Source organism: Naumannella cuiyingiana (assembly GCF_013408305.1).
Classification (GTDB): domain Bacteria; phylum Actinomycetota; class Actinomycetes; order Propionibacteriales; family Propionibacteriaceae; genus Naumannella; species Naumannella cuiyingiana.
Map to the genome: position 1 here is coordinate 981,178 of NZ_JACBZS010000001.1, position 21,690 is coordinate 1,002,867.

General features: G+C 70.5%; 22 protein-coding genes. 7 read left to right on the forward strand and 15 right to left on the reverse strand.

Annotation, left to right across the window (positions count from 1 at the left end; all coding sequences use genetic code 11):
- Positions 1-19 precede the first annotated feature (19 nt).
- Entirely contained in the window at positions 20-1,510 is a 1,491-nt protein-coding gene (gene guaB, locus GGQ54_RS04485; RefSeq protein ID WP_179446420.1) for an IMP dehydrogenase, read from the reverse strand.
- 171 nt (positions 1,511-1,681) lie between these two features.
- Here guaB and GGQ54_RS04490 point away from each other — a divergent pair, with 171 nt between their 5' ends.
- Together GGQ54_RS04490 and GGQ54_RS04495 are read left to right on the forward strand one after the other, a co-directional pair.
- Positions 1,682-3,868, forward strand: a complete 2,187-nt coding sequence (locus GGQ54_RS04490) for an alpha-N-acetylglucosaminidase (RefSeq protein ID WP_179444301.1) — start codon at positions 1,682-1,684, stop codon at positions 3,866-3,868.
- A 69-nt stretch (positions 3,869-3,937) separates the two neighbouring features.
- Positions 3,938-5,491, forward strand: a complete 1,554-nt coding sequence (locus GGQ54_RS04495; RefSeq protein WP_179444302.1) for an AbgT family transporter — start codon at positions 3,938-3,940, stop codon at positions 5,489-5,491.
- On the opposite strand, the gene mptB is transcribed toward GGQ54_RS04495, so the two are convergent.
- The 5 genes from mptB to GGQ54_RS04520 form a co-directional block, all read right to left on the reverse strand.
- On the reverse strand, positions 5,443-6,930 hold the full coding sequence (gene mptB, locus GGQ54_RS04500; protein ID WP_179444303.1) for a polyprenol phosphomannose-dependent alpha 1,6 mannosyltransferase MptB: 1,488 nt from the start codon (positions 6,928-6,930) through the stop codon (positions 5,443-5,445). The two genes, GGQ54_RS04495 and mptB, sit on opposite strands and share 49 nt — an antisense overlap.
- Positions 6,931-6,965: 35 nt before the next feature.
- Positions 6,966-7,871 carry a TIGR01777 family oxidoreductase gene (locus tag GGQ54_RS04505; RefSeq protein WP_179444304.1) on the reverse strand — a complete coding sequence of 302 codons (906 nt, stop codon included), beginning with the start codon at positions 7,869-7,871 and terminating at the stop codon, positions 6,966-6,968.
- A 159-nt stretch (positions 7,872-8,030) separates the two neighbouring features.
- Entirely contained in the window at positions 8,031-9,632 is a 1,602-nt protein-coding gene (groL, locus tag GGQ54_RS04510) for a chaperonin GroEL (protein ID WP_179444305.1), read from the reverse strand.
- Positions 9,633-9,647: 15 nt separating this feature from the next.
- A complete protein-coding gene (groES, locus tag GGQ54_RS04515) occupies positions 9,648-9,941 on the reverse strand; it encodes a co-chaperone GroES (RefSeq protein WP_179444306.1) in 294 nt (97 codons plus the stop codon).
- A 158-nt stretch (positions 9,942-10,099) separates the two neighbouring features.
- Complete coding sequence (locus tag GGQ54_RS04520) at positions 10,100-11,269, reverse strand: THUMP-like domain-containing protein (RefSeq protein ID WP_179444307.1); 1,170 nt, start codon at positions 11,267-11,269, stop codon at positions 10,100-10,102.
- A 32-nt stretch (positions 11,270-11,301) separates the two neighbouring features.
- Here GGQ54_RS04520 and GGQ54_RS04525 point away from each other — a divergent pair, with 32 nt between their 5' ends.
- Complete coding sequence (locus GGQ54_RS04525) at positions 11,302-12,063, forward strand: methyltransferase domain-containing protein (protein WP_179444308.1); 762 nt, start codon at positions 11,302-11,304, stop codon at positions 12,061-12,063.
- A gap of 4 nt (positions 12,064-12,067) precedes the next feature.
- On the opposite strand, the gene GGQ54_RS04530 is transcribed toward GGQ54_RS04525, so the two are convergent.
- Positions 12,068-12,508 (reverse strand): DUF6918 family protein, encoded by a 441-nt coding sequence (locus GGQ54_RS04530; protein WP_179444309.1) that lies wholly within the window; start codon positions 12,506-12,508, stop codon positions 12,068-12,070.
- A 105-nt stretch (positions 12,509-12,613) separates the two neighbouring features.
- Between GGQ54_RS04530 and GGQ54_RS04535 the strand changes: the two genes are divergently transcribed.
- Positions 12,614-12,886 (forward strand): hypothetical protein, encoded by a 273-nt coding sequence (locus tag GGQ54_RS04535; protein ID WP_179444310.1) that lies wholly within the window; start codon positions 12,614-12,616, stop codon positions 12,884-12,886.
- Between the two features lie 40 nt (positions 12,887-12,926).
- Here GGQ54_RS04535 and GGQ54_RS04540 read toward each other — a convergent pair whose 3' ends face one another.
- The 4 genes from GGQ54_RS04540 to GGQ54_RS04555 form a co-directional block, all read right to left on the reverse strand.
- A complete protein-coding gene (locus GGQ54_RS04540) occupies positions 12,927-14,513 on the reverse strand; it encodes a catalase (RefSeq protein ID WP_179444311.1) in 1,587 nt (528 codons plus the stop codon).
- Between the two features lie 87 nt (positions 14,514-14,600).
- Positions 14,601-14,942, reverse strand: a complete 342-nt coding sequence (locus GGQ54_RS04545) for a pilus assembly protein TadE (protein WP_179444312.1) — start codon at positions 14,940-14,942, stop codon at positions 14,601-14,603.
- 68 nt (positions 14,943-15,010) lie between these two features.
- The gene (locus GGQ54_RS17285; protein ID WP_179444313.1) at positions 15,011-15,430 is read right to left on the reverse strand and encodes a TadE/TadG family type IV pilus assembly protein; all 420 of its coding nucleotides are present in this window, start codon (positions 15,428-15,430) and stop codon (positions 15,011-15,013) included.
- On the reverse strand, positions 15,427-15,795 hold the full coding sequence (locus tag GGQ54_RS04555; RefSeq protein ID WP_179444314.1) for a TadE/TadG family type IV pilus assembly protein: 369 nt from the start codon (positions 15,793-15,795) through the stop codon (positions 15,427-15,429). The genes GGQ54_RS17285 and GGQ54_RS04555 overlap by 4 nt, the downstream gene beginning before the upstream one ends.
- A gap of 192 nt (positions 15,796-15,987) precedes the next feature.
- Between GGQ54_RS04555 and GGQ54_RS04560 the strand changes: the two genes are divergently transcribed.
- Positions 15,988-16,560 carry a hypothetical protein gene (locus GGQ54_RS04560; protein ID WP_179444315.1) on the forward strand — a complete coding sequence of 191 codons (573 nt, stop codon included), beginning with the start codon at positions 15,988-15,990 and terminating at the stop codon, positions 16,558-16,560.
- Positions 16,561-16,580: 20 nt separating this feature from the next.
- A complete protein-coding gene (locus tag GGQ54_RS04565; RefSeq protein WP_179444316.1) occupies positions 16,581-17,471 on the forward strand; it encodes a hypothetical protein in 891 nt (296 codons plus the stop codon).
- A 442-nt stretch (positions 17,472-17,913) separates the two neighbouring features.
- On the opposite strand, the gene tsaD is transcribed toward GGQ54_RS04565, so the two are convergent.
- The 4 genes from tsaD to tsaE are packed head-to-tail and all read right to left on the reverse strand — an operon-like array spanning position 17,914 to position 21,032.
- Positions 17,914-18,957 carry a tRNA (adenosine(37)-N6)-threonylcarbamoyltransferase complex transferase subunit TsaD gene (tsaD, locus tag GGQ54_RS04570; RefSeq protein ID WP_179444317.1) on the reverse strand — a complete coding sequence of 348 codons (1,044 nt, stop codon included), beginning with the start codon at positions 18,955-18,957 and terminating at the stop codon, positions 17,914-17,916.
- A complete protein-coding gene (locus tag GGQ54_RS04575) occupies positions 18,954-19,394 on the reverse strand; it encodes a GNAT family N-acetyltransferase (protein ID WP_179444318.1) in 441 nt (146 codons plus the stop codon). Before GGQ54_RS04575 ends, tsaD begins: the two co-directional genes overlap by 4 nt.
- Entirely contained in the window at positions 19,391-20,074 is a 684-nt protein-coding gene (tsaB, locus tag GGQ54_RS04580) for a tRNA (adenosine(37)-N6)-threonylcarbamoyltransferase complex dimerization subunit type 1 TsaB (protein ID WP_179444319.1), read from the reverse strand. Before tsaB ends, GGQ54_RS04575 begins: the two co-directional genes overlap by 4 nt.
- Positions 20,067-21,032, reverse strand: coding sequence for a tRNA (adenosine(37)-N6)-threonylcarbamoyltransferase complex ATPase subunit type 1 TsaE (tsaE, locus tag GGQ54_RS17545; RefSeq protein WP_343045850.1), 966 nt, complete (start codon positions 21,030-21,032; stop codon positions 20,067-20,069). The genes tsaB and tsaE overlap by 8 nt, the downstream gene beginning before the upstream one ends.
- A 33-nt stretch (positions 21,033-21,065) precedes the next feature.
- Between tsaE and GGQ54_RS04590 the strand changes: the two genes are divergently transcribed.
- Entirely contained in the window at positions 21,066-21,638 is a 573-nt protein-coding gene (locus GGQ54_RS04590; protein WP_179444320.1) for a TetR/AcrR family transcriptional regulator, read from the forward strand.
- Positions 21,639-21,690: the final 52 nt, after the last annotated feature.

Genomic DNA, 21,690 nt, shown 5'->3' on the forward strand with positions numbered 1-21,690 from the left:
TGGTGGATGGCGGGCGCGATCAGCTCGTGGCGTAGTTCGGCGCCTCGACGGTCATCTGGATGTCGTGCGGGTGCGATTCGCGCAGCCCGGCGGAGGTGATCCGCACGAAGCGGCCCTTGGCATGCAGCTCCGGCACGGTCTGGGCCCCGGTGTAGAACATCGACTGCCGCAGGCCGCCGACCAACTGGTACGCCACGGCGCTGAGCGGGCCGCGATAGGGCACCTGACCCTCGATCCCCTCGGGCACCAGCTTGTCGTCGCTGGCCACATCGCCCTGGAAGTAGCGGTCCTTGGAGTAGGAGCCCTTGCGCCCGCGGGCGGCCATCGCGCCGAGCGAACCCATCCCCCGGTAGGTCTTGAACTGCTTGCCGTTGATGAAGGTCAGCTCGCCCGGGCTCTCGTCACAGCCGGCGAGCAGGCTGCCCAGCATCACCGCGTCCGCGCCGGCGACCAGCGCCTTGGCGATGTCGCCGGAGTACTGCAGCCCGCCGTCGCCGATCACCGGCACGCCGGCCGCGCGGCAGGCCCGGGCCGCATCGTGGATCGCCGTCACCTGCGGTACGCCGACGCCGGCCACCACCCGGGTGGTGCAGATCGAACCCGGCCCGACGCCGACCTTGACGGCATCGGCGCCCGCCTCGCACAGCGCCTTCGCACCGGCATGGGTCGCCACATTGCCGCCGACGATGTCGACATGCTCGGCGAGCGGTTCGGTCTTCAGCTTGGCGATCATGTCGAGCACGCCGCGCGCGTGGCCGTTGGCGGTGTCGACCACGAGCAGATCGACACCCTCCTCGACCAGCGCCATCGCGCGCTCCCAGGAGTCGCCGAAGAAGCCGACGGCGGCACCCACGCGGAGCCGGCCCTGGTCGTCCTTGGAGGCATGCGGGTACTGGTCGGACTTCACGAAGTCCTTCAGCGTGATCAGACCGGTCAGCCGGCCGGCGTCATCGACCAGGGGAAGCTTCTCGATCTTGTGCTGGGCGAGCAGGGCCATCGCCTCGTCGGGCTTGATCCCCTGCCGGCCCGTCACCAGCGGCATCGGGGTCATCACCTCGCGTACCGGCCGCGAGCCGTTGCTCTCGAAACGCATGTCGCGATTGGTCACGATGCCGAGCAGCACGTTGTCGGGGCCGACCACGGGGATGCCGGAGATCCGGTAGTGCCCGCACAACTCGTCGGCCTGGGCCAGCGTCGCATCCGGGCCGATGGTGATCGGCTCGTCGACCATCCCGGCCTCCGAGCGCTTGACCTGGTCGACCATCGCGGCCTGGTCGGCGATGGAGAGGTTGCGGTGCAGGATGCCGAGGCCGCCCTCGCGCGCCATCGCCACGGCCATCCGCGTCTCGGTGACGGTGTCCATCGCCGAGGAGAGCAGCGGGATGCGTACCTCGATCCGTTTCGACACCCGCGAAGTGGTGTCGGCCTCGCTGGGGATCACGTCGGTCTCGTTCGGCTGCAACAAGACATCGTCGAAGGTCAGACCGAGGGTGGCAAACGGCGCGGGCACGCCGGACGGGGAGAGCTGGTCGTCGGGCACTCGCCAATGGTAGTGCGTCGCCGCGGGCCCTGCGCCGCCGGAGGCGCGGTTGACCACGGTGTACCGCTGGCACGCAATCTGTGCTTATCTGTTCATATCTGTGTTTCAAATCGTAGTTTCTACGCTCAAAGGAGAGCATCTATGAACGCGCCCTTTGCCCGGCGGACCCTCCTCGCCGCGACCGCCGCCGGCGTTGCGGCGGCCGCACTCGGCGGCACCGAGACCGCCCGTGCGGCGCGGCCCGTGTTCTCCACCAAACCGGCCGTGGACGCCGTCCGGCGCGTGGCCGGACGCCGTGCCGCGGCCCAGATCCACTTCCGCGCAGTGCGCGCCGACGAGGAATACTTCCGGATCAGCGGCGAGCGCGGCCGACCCGTCATCGAGGGCACCTCCCCCGTTGTGTTGTTGACCGGATTCAACTGGTACCTCAAGTACGTGCTCGCCGCCGACGTGTCCTGGGATGCCGCGCAGGTCGACCTGCCCAACCCGCTGCCCGCACCGCGGACGGAGATCCGACAGCGCGCCAATGCCGGCCGACGCCTGTTCGGCAACGACATCTGGACCGACTACACCGGCCCACACTGGACCTTCGAGGACTGGGAGCGCGAGATCGACATCCTCGCGCTGCAGGGCTACAACGCGATCTTCATGCCCGTTGGCATGGAGGACGTCGCGCACCGGATGCTTCAGGAGTTCGGCTACAGCCGCGCCGAGGCCCTCGCCTGGACCGCCCCGGCGGCACACCGCGCCGCCGGGATGTGGCAGGGCGGTTGGACGCTGGAGGACGGCGGGATCAGCGAGGCTGACCAGCAGCGTCGGGTGAAGCTCGGCCAGCGGATCGCCGAGCGGATGCGGGCACTCGGCATGCAGCCCCTGGTGCCGGGCTTCGTCGGCTTCGTGCCCGAGGATTTCGCCGAACGCAATCCGGGAGCGGAGGTCGCCGACCGCGGCTACTGGTTCACCCAGCGCATGCTGTCGTGGCTGAATCCGGACTCCGCGCCCTACCGCGAGGCCGCGGCGCGCTTCTACGCGATCCAGCGTGAGCTGTTCGGCGAGTTCGAACTCTTCGCGATGAATCCGTTCACCGAGGGCGGCAGGTCGCCCTACCCGCTCGACATTGCCGGCCGCGCCATCCAGGAGACCCTGCAGGCGAACGTGCCCGGCGGAATCTGGCAGATGCACGGCTGGCAGGAGAATCCGAAGAGCGAGATGCTCACCCACCTCGATCCGAAGACCACCTGGATCGTCGACTTCGTCTCCGACCGCTACTCGGGTCTCGATCGGGAGAAGACCTGGGGCGGGATTCCGTACGCCTTCGGGCCCGTCTGGAACTACGGCGGACACACCACGATGGGCGCAAATCTCGGCGTGTGGAACACGCGCTACCACGAGTGGCGCAACAAGCCAGGCAGTTCCCTCGACGGAATCGCGCTGTCCCCCGAGGGCGGTCATGGCGACGTCTTGCCGCTGCAGTTCTTCGCCGAGCTCGCCTGGCGCGACGAGCCGGTCGATCTGGACCAATGGATGGCCGACTACGCGACCCGCCGTTACGGCGCCTCGGACCAGAACGCGACGAGGGCCTGGCAGGCGATGGGCCGCACGGCGTACCGGATGCCGGCCGACGGGTGGCACGAGGCCCAGGACGGGTTGTTCGCGGCGCGCCCCGCGCTGGATGTGCGTACCGCCGCGGAGTGGTCGCCGAAATTGATCCGCTACTACGCCGGCGAGTTCGCGACGGCGCTGCCGGCACTGCTTGCCGTGGCGCCGGCGCTGCGCGACAGCGACACCTACCGGTTGGACCTGATGAGCGTGGCGCGGCAGGTCCTGGACAACAACTCGCGCGCGTTGCTGCCCCGGATCCGGTCTGCCTACCGCGACGGCGACCTGGATACCTTCAACGAGCTGACCGCGAGCTGGCTGGACCAGATGCGCCTGCAGGACGACCTGGTCGGCACGATCCGCGGGTTCCAACTCGGCCCGTGGATCGCGCAGGCGCGCGCGTCGGCAGGCGATGCCGGGGAGGAGGATCGCTACGTCTATGACTACAAGGAGATGCTCACGCTCTGGGGCAATGACGCGCTCGCCGACGGTGGCCTCAACGACTACTGCAACCGCGGTTGGCAGGACCTGATCGGCACGTTCTACCTGCCGCGCTGGGAACGGTACTTCGCCACCCTGCGTACCGCCCTGGAGAGCGGATCGGAACCGGAGCGGATCGATTGGAACGCGATGGAGCGCGCCTGGGTGGCCGATGTGGATCGCGATTTCACCATGACGCCCTCCGGCGAAACCTACGCGCTGGCGAAGCGGGTCGAGTCTGAGTGGTGACCTCGGGATCCGGTCGCGGTGTGGGTAACTAGGGTACGGACGCATCGTCCCCCACCCCGGAGGTAGCCCGTGAGCGCGTCCGCCCCGCAGGCCCAACCGGAATCCCGCGCGCTGCGGGCGGCGTTCCGGGTCTTCTCCGTCATCGAGCGGGTCGGCAACAAGCTGCCCGCGCCGTTCTGGCTGTTCGTCATCCTGGCCGTGGTCGTGATCGTGCTCAGCGCGATCCTCGCGGCCGCGGGCGTGGCCGCGGTGAACCCGGCCAACGGCAAGACCGTCGCCGTGCAGAGCCTGCTGTCGCGCGAGGGCATCGCGATGATCGTCTCCTCGGCGACGGACAACTACGCGAAGTTCCCGCCGATGGCGACCATCATCACCACGATGCTCGGCATCGCGATCGCGGACCGGAGCGGGCTGATCGAGGCATTCTTGCGCAACTCGCTGGCGCGCGTACCCGCCCGGTTCGCGACCTTCGCGCTGTCCCTGGCGGCCATGTTCGGCCATGTCGCCGGCGATGCGGCCTATGTCACGCTCATCCCGCTCGGCGCCTTGCTGTTCCGCTCGCTCGGCCGCTCGCCGATCCTCGGCATCATCGTCGCCTTCGTCTCGATCTCGGCCGGCTACGACGCCGCGCCGATCCTGACCACCACCGATGTGTTGTTGTCCTCGATCAGCACCGCGGCGGCGCAGACCATCGACCCGGCCTATGTCGTGACCCCGGTGTCGAACTACTTCTTCGCGCTGGCGTCCTCGGTGATCATCGCGCTGACCATCACGATCGTCACCGAGACCCTGCTCGCCAGGCGGCCCGAACTCGTCGCCGATACCGACGCCGAGGGGTTGGCCGCCGATGCCGCCAAGGAGGTGACGACGGTCGAGCGCCGCGCGCTGCGGATGACCGGGATCCTCGCGGCGGTGCTGTTGATCGCGCTGGTCGTCGCGATGGTGCCGGAGGGTTCGTGGCTGCGCGGCGAGGACGGTGGGATCACCGACTCGCCGGTGTTCAGCGGAATGGCCTGGCTGATCGGAATCTTCTTCGCCCTGCTCGGCATCTGCTACGGCCGGATCACCGGGTCGATCCGGTCCGCCTCCGACATCACCGATGCGATGATCGACGGGTTCAAGCAGATGGCCCCGATCCTGGTCCTGTTCTTCGCGATCGCACAGTTCCTGGCCTATTTCAAGTGGTCCGGGATCGGTGAGGTGCTGGCGATCACCGGGGCCGAGGCGCTGCGCGGCGCCAATGCCCCGTCGCTGGGCATCCTGCTCGGGATGGGCGTGGTGATCTCGCTGCTCAATCTGATGATCACCTCCGGCTCGGCGATGTGGTCGCTGGCCTCGCCGATCTTCGTGCCGATGTTGATGCTGCTCGGCATCCCGCCGGAGACGACCCAGGCGATGTACCGGATCGCCGATTCGGTGACGAACTGCGTGACCCCGATGAGCCCGTACTTCGCGCTCACCCTCGGTTTCCTGCAGCGCTATCGCGCCTCCGCGGGGATCGGCACGCTGGCGAGCTTCACGATCCCGCTGGCGATGGTCGTCTGGGTGGTGTGGATGGCGCTGTTCTGCGTCTTCTACCTGCTCGGCATCCCTTTCGGGCCGGGGGCGCCGGCCACCCTCTGAGCGACGAGCCGGCGCAGTGGCGTACCCAACCGGCCATAGGCGAGCTGGTCGATGATCACCGCCGCGCCGATCCCGATGGCGATCTGGGCGAGCACGATCCAGCCGAGGTACTCCGCCATCGACAGATAGACCAAGATCATCACCAGACCCCCGACGGCGAGCCGTTCGGCCCAACGACCGAAGCGCGCCAGGGCGAGGAAACAGGTGCCCCAGGCGAGGTACCAGCCGTGCAGCACGGCCCCGGTCAGCGCCACGGCGAAGAGACTGATCACCAACACCCGCCAGGGGTTGCGCGGCGCGTAGCGCCACACCGCGGCGGCGATGATCAGCACCAGCGCGGCGCGGCCGAGCCAGGACGCGACGATCGCGGGTACGCCGAACTGGACCAGCAGGTTGACCGGCGCCGGGCTGAGCACGCTGCCGGGCAGCGCGAGCGAGGTGAGCCAGCCGAAGCCGAAGGTGGCCGCGGAGACGAGCGCGAACGTGCCGATCGAGATCGCGGCGGTGACGGCGAGCGGGACGGTCATCCCGACCAGATCCGCCCGCCGGGAGCGCACCTGTGGATCGCGCGCCGCCGCACCGAGATCGCCGCGGCGTTGTTCGCCGATCAGGAAGGCCAGGCCCAGGCCGGCGAAGGCGGCCGGCTGCTTCACCGCGACGGCGAGGCCGAGCGCGATCGGGGCGAGCCACAGCCCGTGGCGGCCCAGCCCCAGCCACAGGGCGAGGGCGATCAGTCCGATCATCAGGGCGTCGTTGTGGGCTCCACCGACCAGATGGATGATCACCAGCGGGTTCAGCAGTCCGAGCCAGGCGGCATGGCGCGGATTCGCCCCGGCCGCGCGGGCGAGAGCCGGCAGCAGCGCACCGAGCAGCGCCACCCCGGCGAGGGCGGGCAGCCGCATGGCGATCACGCCCCAGTAGGGGTGGAAGCCGGTGACGGCGGCCGACAGCCAGATCAGGGCGAGGTTGAGCGCCGGGTAGACGGCGGTCGAGCCGCGCCAGAACGCATCGACCTGCTCGGCATAGGGACCGGGCACGGCGGACAGCCCGACCAGATACGGGTTCTGTCCCTGCTGCACGATCCAGGCCTGGTCGGCGTAGAGATAGGGATCGTTGGAGAACACCGGGGGCACCAGCAGCAGCGGCGCCGACCAGGCCGCGAGGACCAGCCAGCGGCTCGGCCCACCCGGGGCGATCATCGCCCGCCGGATCCCGAGCCAGGCCGCCACCATGATCGGCACGGCGGCGATCACGGCGATCCGGCCGGCCAGCGTACCCGCCGGATTCGCCAGGGCCGGCGCGACGGCCTGGGCGGGGCTGGCCTCGGGCAGGAACGCGGGGGTGAACATGGCGGCGCCGAGCAGCATCGAGCCCAGGCAGCCGGCGATCAGCGCTGGCACCCAGGACCTGGCCGGCGGGGACGGTGGGGGCGCAGACATCTGCGCCATCATGGCAGGTCCGGCGGCGGATCCGCTCAGGGGAAGAGGGTGGCGAGGGCCCCCCGGAACTCGGTCTGGTCGAAGCTGAACCCGTCATCGGACAGGCGCTGCGGCACCGCGCGCTGGGAGGCGAGCAGGAGTTCGTCGACGAAGTCACGGCCCATCGCGGCGCGGATCGGCAGCAGTGGCGTCGGCACGATCGCCGGCCGGTGCAGCGCCGCCGCGAGGCCGCGGGTGAACTCCGCGTTGGTCACCGGATGCGGCGCGACGAGGTTGACCGGGCCGGTCAGTTCGGAGGTCAGCAGGTGACGCTGGGCGCGGGCGTGATCGGCGGCGGTGATCCACGGCATCCACTGGCGGCCCGAGCCGAGCCGACCGCCGAGGCCCGCCCGGAACGGCACGCGCAGCGCGCCGAGCAGGCCCCCGTCGGCGGCGAGGACGTGGCCGGTGCGCAGGTTGACGACGCGGACGTGCGCGGGCGCCTCGCGCGCGGCGGCCTCCCATTCGGTGACCAGGCCGGCGAGGAAGCCCGTGCCGGCCGGCTGGTCCTCGGTGAGGATCTCGTCGCCGCGGCTGCCGTAGAAGCCAACGGCGGAGCCGCACAGGAAGGTGCGACAGCGCGGGGCGTCGACCAGCGCGGCGGCGAGCGTGCGGGTCGGGTCGAGCCGCGAATCGCGCAGCTCGGCGCGGCGGGCGTCGGTCCAGGGACCGGACGCGATGCCCGCCCCGGACAGGCCGACCACGGCATCGGCATCGGACAGCCCGGCGCCGTCGATCCAGCCGCTGCGCGGATCCCACTGCCGCTCGCCCGGCGCCGCGGCGGGACGGCGTACCAGCCGGATCACGTCGATGCCGCCCGAGGTGAGCTCATCGACCAGCGCCGACCCGATCAGGCCGGAGGAACCGGCGACGGCGACGCGTTCCGGGGCTGCTGTGTTCACCGGACCACCCTATGCCGCTGACCCCTCCCGCAGGTGATGACCCTTCGAACCGATTCGATGCGGCATCGGCTGCGGGAGAGATCGGTCGGTGGCCGGAAAACGCGACGCCGGGCCCCGCTGCTGCGGGACCCGGCGTCGGCGTGGGGCAGGTACGTGACCTCAGTGGGCGTGCCCGGCGGGCTCGTCCTCCTCCTCGGGCTTCTCGACCACCAGCGTCTCGGTGGTGAGCAGCAGGGAGGCGATCGAGACCGCATTGGCGAGCGCGGAGCGGGTCACCTTGACCGGGTCGATGACGCCGGCCGCGATCAGGTCGCCGTACTCCTCGGTGGCCGCGTTGTAACCCTCGCCGGGGCCCATCTCGGCAACCTTGGACACCACGACATAGCCCTGCTCGCCGCCGTTCTCGGCGATCCAGCGCAGCGGCTCGACGACGGCGCGCTTGACGATCTGCTCGCCCACCGCCTCGTCACCGGTCGCCTTGCCCGGGTCGAGCACCTTGGCGGCGTGAATCAGGGCCGCGCCGCCGCCGGCGACGATGCCCTCCTCGATCGCCGCCCGGGTCGCGGAGACCGCGTCCTCGATCCGGTGCTTCTTCTCCTTCAGCTCCACCTCGGTGGCGGCGCCGACCTTGATCACGCAGACGCCACCGGCGAGCTTCGCGATCCGCTCGGACAGCTTCTCGCGGTCCCAGTCGGAGTCGGTGTTCTCCACCTCCTTGCGGAGCTGCGCGACCCGACCCTCGACGGCCGCGGCATCGCCGGCGCCGTCGATGATGGTGGTCTCGTCCTTGGTCACCACGACCCGGCGGGCCCGGCCGAGGTCGTCCAGGCTGACCTGGTCGAGCTTCATGCCGAGATCGGGCGAGACGACGGTGCCGCCGGTCAGGGTGGCGATGTCGTCCAGCATGGCCTTGCGCCGGTCACCGAAGGCCGGGGCCTTCACCGCGCAGGAGTTGAAGGTGCCCTTGATCTTGTTCACCACGAGGGTGGACAGCGCCTCGCCGTCGACGTCCTCGGCGATGATCAACAGCGTGCCGTTGGCGGCGATGACCTTCTCCAGCACCGGGAGCAGCTCGTTCATCGAGCTGATCTTGGAGGAGCTGATCAGGATGTACGGGTCATCCATCACCGCCTCCATCCGCTCGGTGTCGGTGACGAAGTAGGGCGAGAGATAGCCCTTGTCGAACTGCATGCCCTCGGTGAACTCGAGCTCGGTGCCGAAGGTCTGCGACTCGTCGACGGTGATCACGCCGTCCTTGCCGACCTTGTCGAACGCATCGGCGATCAGCTTGCCGATCTGCTCGTCCCGGGCGGAGATGGTGGCGACGTGGGCCATGTCCTGCGTGGTCTGGACCTCGCGGGAGTTCTTCTTCAGCTCCTCGGCGACCTTGCCGGCGGCGGCGTCCATGCCGCGCTTCAGGCCGACCGGGTTGGAGCCCGAGGCGACGGCCCGCAGGCCCTCGTGGACCAGCGCCTGGGCGAGCACGGTGGCCGTGGTGGTGCCGTCACCGGCGATGTCGTTGGTCTTGGTGGCGACCTCCTTGGCGAGCTGGGCGCCCATGTTCTCGTAGGGGTTGTCGAGCTCGACATCGCGGGCCACGGTCACACCATCGTTGGTGATGGTGGGCGCGCCCCACTTCTTGTCGAGGACGACGTAGCGCCCCTTCGGTCCCAGCGTCACCTTGACGGTGTTGGCGAGGACGTCCACGCCGCGCTCCAGCGAGCGCCGCGCCTCCTCGTCGAACTGCAGGGTCTTTGCCATCGGTGCTCGATCCCCTTACTTGTTGACGACCGCGAGGATGTCGCGGGCGTTGAGCAGCAGCAGGTCCTTGTTGTCGTACTTGACCTCGGTGCCGCCGTACTTGCTGAAGATCACGACATCGCCCTCGGCGACGTCGAACGGTACGCGGTTGCCCTTGTCGTCGATCCGGCCCGGACCCACGGCGAGGACCTTGCCCTCCTGCGGCTTCTCCTTGGCGGTGTCCGGAATCACCAGACCCGACGCGGTGGTCTGCTCGGCCTCCAGCGGCTCCACGAGCACGCGGTCCTCAAGCGGCTTGATCGTTGCCACGACTAACCCCTTTCACGGGTTCTGCCCCTTCACGGGTTCTGTATGTGTACATGCCTGGCCTGAACTCGGGATGTCGTCGCGGGTGCCACCCCAAGTTGTGGCTGGCACACTCGCGCTGAGAGTGCCAACACCGAATCTATGCCCTCGTTAGCACTCGGTCAAGCCGAGTGCCAACCCGATGGCGCGCGTTCGACCACCAGCGCCCGCGATCCGTCGACGGTGGGCGTCAGCACCAGGGTCGCCGCCGCGTCACCGCTCGGCCGCAGCCGGCGACGCAGTTGTGCGGGATCGACATCGATACCGCGTTTCTTGATCTCGAGGCTGCCGACGCCGCGCTCCCGGACCCAACTGCGGACGGTCTTCTCCTTCCACGGCATCGACTCGCGCACGGCGAAGCGGGTCAGCCACGGGCTGTCGACAGGTTCGTCCCCGGCGAGATAGGCGATCGGCCCGGCCAGGCGATGCAGCCCGTGGGCGTGGGCCAGGTCGTCGACCGCGCCGGCGGCGATCGCCGCGGGATGCGGCTCGAAGAGGTACGCCGCGACCGGGCCGATCGAGGCGGGCGTACCCGTGCCGAGCGTGAGCTCGGCCGGTGCGTCCCCGAGCAGCACGACCGACCGGCGCCCTGGCTCCGCGCCCGGGCCCGACCACAGCGCGAGCTCGACGGCATCGCCGCCGTGCCCGACCCAGACCGCCTCGACATCGTCCGGGATCTCGCGGTGCGGGAAGCCGGGGCCGACCTTGAGGCAGGTGGGCGCGGCACGCGCCAGCAACCCGCGGGCGAAGTCCCAGGGCGGGGACAGGTCGGCCAGCCGCCAGCTCCGCCCGCGCGCGGTCCGGCGCGCCGGGTCGACGAAGACCGCGGCATCGGCGTCGAGCGGCACCCGGGTCGCGTCGCCTGCGGTCACCGGTACGCCGAGATTGGCCTCGGCCAAGATCGCCGTCGTCTCATCGGCCTCGACCGGCGCGAGCCGCAGGCCAAGGCGGCCGGCCGCGGCCGAGTCGGCGCCGATGCCGCTGCCGAGGTCGTGCAGGGCGTCGGCGTGCCCGGCCAGCCGCCGGGCCCGCCATGCCGACACGGCGGGCCGGCTGGCCTGTTCCAGCCCCGCCGCGGTGAAGAACCACCGCTCGGCGTCGGCGCCGAACTTCGCGGCCGCGCGCCGCCGCAGCGACAGTTGATCCAGGGCGGCGGCGGCCAGCGCGGGCCCGACCTCCGCGCGCAGCCGACTGGCCGCGTGCAGCGAGTCCGGATCGCCCAGGGCCGCGCCGAGCCGCAGCGCGCGGGCTCCGGGCGTACCGACCAGCGCCCGCGCGGTGTCCGGGTCCATGCCGCACATGCTAGGCGGCTAGCGTGACGCCTGTGGCGGATCGAGCCGACAGGCCGGATGCACGGCGGGAGCTGGCCGGCGCGTTCACGGCCGGCGCGGACGCCTACGACCGGCTGCGGCCCGGCTACCCGCCTGCGGCGATGGAGTTGATCATCCCCGCCGGAGCGCGCGACGCGGCCGATGTCGGCGCGGGCACGGGCAAGCTCGCCACCCAGCTCACTGCGGCAGGGCTGTCGGTGTGGGCGATCGACCCGGCGGCGCAGATGCTGGCGCTGGTGCCCGCGGGCGTCGAATCCCGGGTCGGCACGGGCGAGCACACCGGACTGCCGGACGCGAGCGTAGACCTGGTCACGTTCGGCCAGTCCTGGCACTGGGTGGATGCGGAGGCCGGCACCCGCGAGCTGCACCGCATCCTGCGCCCGGGAGGCCGGGTGGCGATGTTGTGGAACAAGCTGGACACGTCGGTGCCGTGGGTCGCCCGCTACGCCGACGCGATGCACACGGTGGACCCGCGGACCGATCATGAGCGGGAGGTTCGCCGGCAGGCGCCGGCGGGGCTCGCCGGCTTCGGTCGGATCGAGACCCGTGAAGTGCCGTGGCGAATGATCATGACCGAGGCTGATCTTGCGATGCTGGCCGAGACCCGTAGCTACTGGCTCGCGGCCGACGACGCCGTGAAGCACCCGGCGCGGGAGTTGATCATGGCCGCTGTCGGCGCGGCACCGCGGGCGGCCGACGGCCGCGTCTCGGTGCCCTATGCCACCGAGGTCGCCTGGGCCGACCGGAGGGGATGACCGCTCAGCCGGCCCGATTCTGGATCGCGGCGCCGACCCGGGGCAGGGCCGACCGGACGTGGTCCTCGGCCTTGCCGCGCAGGCCACGGTAGGCCTTCTTGATGCCCTCACGGTCCGAACCGAGGACCCGCTTGTCGGCGACGCCGAGCAGCGCTTCGGTGGCCTCGTCGCCGCGGCCGGCGAGATAGGCGCCGAAGTCGGTCTGACCGGAGGCGGTGAAGTCGGCCCAGAACGGGTCGAGCGCGGCGGCGAAGTCGGGCAGCATCCGGTTCAGGCCGCGCTCGGTGAGGTTCGGGGCGAGCTTGCGCGCCGCGGCGTACCCGGTCTTGATCGCGGCACCGGACAGGCCGGACTTCTCGCGGACCTCGGCATCCACCACGGCGGACAGGTCGGCGATCACGGCGGGGCGCTGGTCATCGGCGAGAAGGTTGGCGGTCAGGCTCATCGGATCACTTTCGTCGAGAGGGAGGTCGGCGGCGCCGGGTCCGGCACAACTCTAGGGATCACGGCGAGGACGCGCGAGACCCCGCCCCGACCTAGATTGGTGGGCATGTTCGGACCTCCCGGTCCCCTGTCGCCCGGCGGCCGTGTCGCCGCGATCATCGGTGCCGTGATGGCCACCGTCTCGGCCCACCTGATCGCCGGCCTGTTGGTGTTCGCCTGGATCAGCCGCGACGGCCCGCACGGGTACGCGATGATCTTCTCGATCTTCTTCGCGATCCTGCTGACGCCCGTCGCTCTGATCGGGCTGGTGACCTTTGTCGCGGGGCTGTCCACGGCGTACCGCCGCAGGAACGGCGGCGCCCCGCCGCCCGCTCGGTGAACGAGGCGACGGGGCGCACGCTGCCGTGCTCAGGCGGTGATCACTGGGCGGCCTGCGTCGCCGACTCCACGATCGGATCGGCCGCGTCGGCCTTGGCAAGCTCGGGCTCGCCGCCCGGGTTCGCGCCGCCGACGCCGGCGCGTACCTTCTCCTCGATCTGCTTTCCGGTGTCGGCATCGACGTTCTTCCAGTACCAGAACGCGCGCTCCAGCACCTCGCCGTGCACGCCGCCGAGCAGGTGTCCGGCGACCGTGTTCACGAAGTCCTCGCGCTGGGCGTCGTCCCAGACCTCGCGGACCAGCGTGCCGGCCTGGCTCCAGTCGTCGTCGTCGGCATGCAGGGTGTAGGCCTCGCGGACCATCTCACCGTCGGCCTCCCAGCCGTCGCCGGCGGGTCCGGTCAGGTCGGCGAACGGACGACCCTCGGAGTTGGGCGCATAGACCGGTGCATTGCCCTGATGCTCGTAGGCCATCGGACCGTCGAAGTTGTAGACATTGCGCGGTACGCGGGCCTGGTTGACCGGCAACTGGTGGTAGTTCGGGCCGATCCGGTAGCGGTGCGTGTCGGCATAGGCGAACACCCGGCCGAGCAGCATCTTGTCCGGGCTGAACCCGATCCCGGGCACCAGCGAGGACGGCTCGAACGCGGCCTGCTCGATCTGGGCGAAGAAATTGTCCGGGTTCTTGTTCAGGGTCATCGTGCCGACCTTGATCAGCGGATAGTCACTGTGCGGCCAGATCTTGGTCAGGTCGAACGGGTTGTAGCGATAGCCGCGGGCCTCCTCATACGGCATCACCTGCACCGACAGGGTCCAGGACGGGAACTCGCCGTTCTCGATAGCGGTGTGCAGGTCGCGCCGGTGGAAGTCGGCGTCCTCGCCGGCGATGCGGGTGGCTTCCTCGCCGGTCAGGCCCTCGACACCCTGATCGGAGTGGAAGTGGTACTTGACCCAGAACTTCTCGCCGGCTTCGTTGATCCACATGTAGGTGTGGGAGCCGTAGCCGTTCATGTGTCGCCAGGTGCGCGGGATGCCGCGATCGCCCATCAGGTAGGTGACCTGGTGCGCCGATTCGGGGTTCAGGCTCCAGAAGTCCCACTGCATCTGGTTGTCGCGGAGCCCGGATCCGCCCAGGCGCTTCTGGGACCGGATGAAGTGCGGGAACTTGATCGTGTCGCGGATGAAGAAGATCGGGGTGTTGTTGCCGACAAGATCGTAATTGCCCTCGTCGGTGTAGAACTTCAGGGCGAATCCGCGCGGATCGCGCCACGTGTCGGGCGAGCCCTGCTCCCCGGCGACGGTCGAGAACCGGGCCAGCATGTCGACCTTCGCCCCGGGCTGGAACAGCCCCGCCTTGGTGTAGCGACTGACATCCTCGGTCGTCTCGAACGTACCGAACGCGCCGCCGCCCTTGGCGTGGACGTTCCGCTCGGGGACCCGCTCACGGTTGAAGTGGGCCATCTGCTCGATGGCATGGAAATCGTGCAGCAGGATCGGACCGTTCGGGCCGATCGTCAGGCTGTGCCGGTCGCTCGCGGCCGGGGCCCCCGTGGCGGTGGTCGACCCGGACGCATCGACTCCGGCCAGCGTGTCGGCGGGCGGATCGCTCGTGAACTTCGCGTCGGTCATGCGACTCCTCCTTCGTGCCTAGCTCAGACGTTGTGGATCTGTCCCTCAGCCTAGCCCTCTCTGGATTCGGTCAAGAAAGGGCATGGGTCAGGGGCGTGCCGGGAGCAGTCGGGCCTCCGCCTCGCCGGTGCCGGTGACCGTGCCGATGCCGATCACCGAGAGAAAGACGGTCGGCTTCTGGACGCTGGTCGTGACCCGCAGCCGGCCGGCGGCGGCGAGGGTTGCACCGGGTACGCCGGACTCGGCCAGCACCCGGCTCGCCGCGCGATCCGCGGCGGCATGATCAACTCGCCCGAGGAGCTCGCCGGCCGCGGACGCATCCACGCCGGAGCGCGCGGCACGCTGGGCGATCGCCTCCGCCTCCTGCTGGGCGGCGAGTTGCCGGCCGCCGTCGACCACCAGCCCGAGAATGAGGACCACCATGGTCATCGACATCGCCACGACAACGGCGAGCGACAGGCCGCGCTCGCATCGGCGTACCGATCTTGATCTTGGTCTCATCGGCGCTCCCGGTAGCGGTCGATCGGCGCGACACCCGTGCGGGTGACGGTCACATTGCCGACCGGGAGGCCGATGTCGGAGGACTGCAGCGTGCAGGTGACGGTGACGCTGACCTCCGCGCGGGTGCCCGCCCGAGCGGCGAATCCCGCGACATCGGTCGTCACGGAGGTCTCGGCGCAGCGCAGGCCGGCGGTGGCAAGGTTGGCCGTGGCGACGGCGGCGGCATCGGACCGGGCCTGGGGCGCAGAGCGGGCCAGGGATGCGGCGCGGGCCGAGGATCCGGCGGCGGACTCGACGGTCGTCTGCGCCATCGCGTACCGCGCGGAGACGATCACCAGGAAGATCAACGCGAGGATGGCCGGGAAGATGATCACGGCCTCGATCGACAACGACATGCCGCGCTCGTCGCGCCTCATGGTCGGGTGATCCGCTCGATCGGCATCGTTGCGGTCTCCTTGATCACGCCGATACCGGGGAGCTCGACAAGGGTCGGCGCCGATCCGGTGACGGTGACAATGACACGCTCGGGGCCGCGATCGACCGTGATCGCGGGCGCACGCATCCCGACGCGTTCGATGATCCGGTAACCGGCCTCCGTGCCGGCGACGCCGGCCCCGTGCCGCCGGTTGAGCTCGGCGGTGACCTGGGCGGCCGCGACGGCCGAATTGCGCGCATGCCAGTAAATGCCGATCTGGATGATTCCGATCAGCAGAATCATCATCGCCGGCAGAATGATCGCGGCCTCCAGCGTATGGCTCAGCCCACGCTCGTTGCGGCGCATCGCGACTCCTTCGGCCCGGGGGGACGACCTGCGTGGAGTCTGCCGTGCGGGTATTGCGGTGTCCACAGGTTGTTCGAGTTGTGCACAGGATTTCACCGCGCAAACGGGGATATCCACAGAAATGTGAGGGGCTATCGACAGGGCGCCGGGGCTGCTGGAAGGATCCTCGAAATCGGCGAGAGGAGCCCCCCAGTGATCGCTGCCGACCTCCGGCGCTTCGGCGCGCTCGTGATCGCGCCCGTTGTTGCTGTCCTGGCCGCCTGCACGCCCGCCGCATCCGAGCCTGCGCCAACGCCCACCCCCTCACCCTCTCCCTCCCAGACCCCCTTCGCCGAGAAGAATGCCGCCGCCATCGAGGCGTACAAGCGGTATGAGGAGATGCTGGAAGAGACCGGAAGCAAGGGCGGCTTCCCAGCGGACGATCCCCCGGACAGTGTGCTGGCCACGACCATGGGGGACGAACGGAAGCTCGTCATCGAGGATGCCGTGGTGCTCTATGACGCCAAAGAGCGCACCACCGGCTCACGCAGCGCCCGCGGCATCGAACTCCGCTCATCACGACCAGTTCCCGGCGCACCGGGGGGTCACGTCGTGGAACTCCGAGCGTGCCGTGACTTGTCGAAGCTCAAGCTTCAAGGGCCGAATGGTTCAGGCCCGGTGACCGAGGCCTTTCAGGAGGTCTTTCCATCCCTGTACTACGACGAGTCTGCGCCGGCTGGCTGGAAGGTCGCGAAGCTACGCGGAAGCCAGATAGAGAAATGCTGACCGCACTACGGTCGGGGATCGTGGCGCTGGCCGTGCTCATGATCACGCTGGCAGCGGGCCCTATGGCAGTAGGTGCGCCGACGGATGAGACTCCGCCACCTAGCGCTCAGCCAACGGAAGAACGGGCGAATAGCTACGGCTACTCCGATGTTGAACTTGACATCAGAACCAAGGATGAGCGGGAGAGCAACTCATCGAATGCTCAGACGAACGGCACCGGGAGTGTGGGCCGCGGCCCCGCCCCCGATCCTTGGGCGGGTTTCTCCAAGGAGGAGCGCGAGGTTGCCGAGCAGACGGGTGGCGTACCGAGCGCGAACGGCAACGGCGAGATGGTTCACCTGTCGGTGTGCCTGGATGACCCGACCGTGTCCGTGCTGTGCCCGAACTATCCAGGCGGAGGGGACGGCGCGCCGCCCGCGCCGACCATCGCGCCCGAGGAAGCCGCCCGTCGTGCGGTCGCGAAGATCCGCCTGACCGCCAAGCCGCCGGGGCTGAGCCCGGACTGGAACAAGAACAAATACAAGATGCTGGCCGTCGGCTTCCCGGTCTGGGTGCACGCCGACCCGGATTCACTCACCCCCGTCAACGACTCCCAAAACATCGAAGGCCTCGGCGTCTCACTCGACGCCGCCAAACCGAACATCGCGGTCAAGATGGGCGACGGCACCACCCTGCGCTGCGCGCTGAAAGGCCGCCCGTTCAACCATCGCGACGAACCGGGCAGCGACGGCCCCTGCTCGCACCGCTACCAGAAAATGTCCCCACCCGACGGCTACACCGTCACCGCCATCTACACCTGGGACGTCGCCTGGACCGCCGGCGGACAATCCGGCGTGATCACCGTGAGCAACCAGGCCAGCACCCAGATCCCCATCGGCGAACTCCAGGCGCTCATCACCGCCCCACGCTGACCACCCCCAACCACAGCCGGCCCCCAAGCAGCGCCCGCCGCGCACAAGCATGTGCGATTTGTCGTCATCCCCGCGACCAAGATGACCACAAAACGCACACTCGTACCCGATGAGATTGCCGACCGCCCACCTCGCCGAGCGTGAGGCACTCGCTACCCAGAACTCTCCCACGTCATCGACATCGTGGCGCTCCCCGATCGCCCCACCGCTCAAGAACCTCAGGCGCGGCAACCGCCGATGAGCCAGCCGACCGTCACCCCGTCAGGTCCGACTTGCCACCGTGATCGCCCGGCAGCAGCGCGCTCCCACCAGTTCCCGGGCGATCCGGGGTCGGCGCAATCGATCGCCGCACCCCGCTCTCCAGATCCCTCCCGCAGTCAAGCCCGCTCTGCGGCCCGCAGAGCGGGCATAACTGCGGAAACAATCGGAGGCGAGGGGATGATCAGACCAGGACGCGGGAGACGGGCAGGCCCGAGTCGGCGCCGAACTCCAGACCCGAGGGCGGCAGCCCAGCCGCGACGACCTCCGCCCCGAGCGCGGCGATCATGGCGCCGTTGTCGGTGCACAGGCCCGGGCGCGGACGGCGTACCCCGATCCCGGCCGCGCCCGCACGCTCGGCGAGCAGCGAACGCAGCCGCGAGTTCGCCGCCACCCCACCGCCGATCACCAGATCCGTCACGCCCTCGGCCCGGCACGCATCGACCGCCTTGGCCGTCAACACATCCGCGACCGCCTCCTGGAAGCTCGCCGCCACATTGGCCACCGGAACCTCCCGGCCCTCCACCTCCGCGATCTCGACCCAGCGCGCCACCGCCGTCTTCAGCCCGGAGAACGAGAAGTCGAAGCGATGCCGTTCACGATCACGCGGCGAGGTCAGCCCGCGCGGGAACCGGATCGCCCGCGGATCGCCCCCGGCCGCCGCCTTGTCGATCACCGGCCCGCCGGGGTACGCCAACCCCAACACCCGCGCCACCTTGTCATAGGCCTCGCCCGCCGCATCATCGATCGTCGCCCCGATCGGCGTGATCGACCTCGCGATGTCGTCCACCCGCAGCAGCGACGTGTGCCCACCGGAAACCAGCAGCGCCAACGACCGCTCCGGCAACGGACCATGATCAAGAATGTCCACCGCGACATGGCCGGCCAGGTGGTTCACCCCGTAGAGCGGCTTGTTCGTCGCGTACGCCAACGACTTCGCCGCCCCGATACCGACCACCAGCGCGCCCATCAGCCCCGGTCCGGCTGTGACGGCAATCCCGTCCAACTCGCCAAGATCGACATCGGCCGCCGCCAGCGCCCGGCGCAGCGTCGGCTGCATCGCCAGCAGATGCGCCCGCGACGCGATCTCCGGCACCACACCGCCGAACCGGACATGTTCGTCCACCGACGATGCCACCTCGTGCGCCAGCAGCTCTCCCCCGCGGACGACCCCGACGCCCGTCTCGTCACACGAGGTCTCGATCCCGAGGATCAGCGGCCCGCTCATCGCCCGACCTCCCGCTTCATGATCACGGCCGCCACCCCGCCCGGGTAGTAGCGCGGACGGCGCCCCACCTCGACAAACCCCTCGGCCCGATAGAACCCCAACGCCGCCGCATTGTCCTGGGCCACCTCGAGCCAGCACTCCCCCGCCGGCAGCCGATCCCCCGCGGCCGCGAGCAACGCCCGCGCCACCCCGCGCCGCCGCGCCCGCGGCGCGACCACGATCCGGTTCAGCTCGGCGACATCGGAGCGCCGAACCGTGATCACCCCGAGCAGCCCCGACCCGTCGGCCGCCACCAGCACCACGCGATCCGGCGCGGCAAGCTCGCCCTGCCAGCCCGCCGCGGACCAGCCCCCGGCGACGAACCCCGCCACCTCGAGCTCCATGATCGAATCCAGGTCGGCTGCCGCCGCCTCCCTGATCACCGGGGCGGCGATCATGGTCTGCCCCGCAGACGGACGCGCCCGGACCGGTTGACCAGGGTCGACTTGCGGCTGGTCGGCACATTCGCATCGGCGTGCCGCAGGTACAGCGGCTCCGGCCCGATCTCCGGCAGTCCGGGACCGACGAGCGCCAGCACGCCGCCGTCGGTCTGCTCCGGCCCGCCGGCAAGCGCGCGCCCGGCCAGCTCCGGCGCCAACGCCACGCCCGGTCCCGTCACCGCGACATCGGGCACCTGCTGGGCGGGGGTGACCCGCGGCTCGCCGATCCGCGCCCGGTCCGCGCCATAGAGCGCCCAGTACACCTCGCCCCGCCGCGCATCGCTGATCACGCAGAACTCACCCGGCGGCTCGGCCACCGCCGCGGCCACCGCGTCCAGGCTGCACACCCCGCGCACCGGCACGCCCAGCGCCGTGCCGAGCGTCTGCGCCGACGCGATGCCGACCCGCAGCCCGGTGAACGGGCCCGGCCCCATCCCGGCGATGATCATTCCGAGCCCGGTCGCGGCGATGCCCGCCTCCGCCAACGCCTCGGCGATCAGCGGCGTGACCCGCTCGACGTGCAGCCGGGAGTCGCCCAACCAGCGCCGGGCCAGCACCCGCCCGCCGGCTGCCACCCCGACCGCGATCCCCGCGGACGTGTCGATCCCCAGCACGGGCCCCCGCGCCTGATCAGACATGGGCCAACGCCCGGGCCAGCTCGCGCAGCTCGGCGCGGTCCCAGCGGCGGCCGACCGGATCGATCAGGACGGTACGCCCACCGCCTGGCTCGACCAGCAGATCCAGCTCCAACCGCTCGTCGGCAAGCTGCTCGGCGACCCCGCGACCCCACTCGATCACCGTGACCGAACCGGCCAGCGAGGCATCGAGATCAAGATCGTCCACCTCGGCGGCCGAGCCGAGACGATAGGCGTCGACGTGCACCAGGTCCGGCGTACCCGGCCCCGTGCGGTGCACCCGCGACAACACGAAGGTCGGCGAGATCACCTCCTCCTCCACCCCGAGCCCGGCGCCGATGCCCTGCACCAGCGTCGTCTTGCCGGCGCCGAGATCACCCGTGGCGATCAGCACATCGCCGCCGCGCAGCAGGCTCGCCAGTCGGCGGCCCAGCTCGGTCATCGCCTCGGCGGTGGGTACGCCGACCGCGACCGGCAGGTCGCGGACCCAGATCCCGCCCTCGGCGGTCTGCTCGTCGATCCGGTAGCCGTGCCGGGCCCACCGGCGGGCCAGCTCGGGGAACTCCCGCCGGACCAGCAGCCGCGCCCGGACGAATCCCGCCCGCGCCGCCACGTCGTGCGCGGCGGCGATCATCTGCGCGGCGATCCCGTGGTGCTGGAACCGCGGATGCACCGACACCCGCGTCAGCGTCACCTCGCCCTCCCCGGCGGGCACCAGCACGACGACGCCGGCCGGCTCGGCGCCGATCCGGGCCAGCACACCGCCGCCGCGGCGTACCGCCTCGGCGATGGTCGCCGGGGTCTCCGCCAGTGCCGCGGGCGGCGGGTCGACGGGCCCGCGCGCGGCGAAGGCCGCGTGCATCACCGCGACCATCTCCGCCGCGTCCTCCGGGCCGGCCTGGGCGATGTCGAGCGCCTCGAGCTCGTCGCCGGGACCGCCCGTCCCCTCGTGTTTCGGCACCGGGCGATTGTAGTGGTGGCACGATATGCCCCGATGCCACTGACCGCCGACGAGATCGAGCGCTGCGCGCTGGGGATCCTCGACCGCTACGGCCTGGGCGATCTCTCGATGCGCCGGATCGCGGCGACGCTCGACGTGGCGCCCGGGGCGCTCTACTGGCACGTGCCGAACAAGCAGCAGTTGCTGATCCGGCTGGCCCGCCGGATCGTCGGCGAACCCGCCCCCGCCGCTGCGACCGCTTGGGCGGCCGGCCTCACCGCCTGGGCGCACGCGCTGCGTTCCCGGCTGCTCGCCCACCGCGACGGCGCCGAGCTGGTCTCCAGCGCCGTCGCGCTGGCCGGGCCGGAGAGCGGGCTCGACCCCGCGGCCGCGGCCCGCGCCCTGCTCCGTGCGGCCGGCTTTCCCCAAGCCGACGCGACCGCGGCCGCCGAGACCGCGCTGCACTACGTGCTGGGACAGACCCTGGCCTGGCAGGCGCGCGACCAGTTCCGCGGCCTGGGAGTGGTCGAGGACGCGCCGGTGCCCGACAGCTTCGACTTCGGGCTGACGGTGATCGTCGACGGCCTCGCAGCCCGCTACCGACCCGAGCGCCCGGGCGTTGGCTGATTCGTTACCTTGTGTTCGGGGACACGTTCGATCCCCGATGGCTGCGTGACCA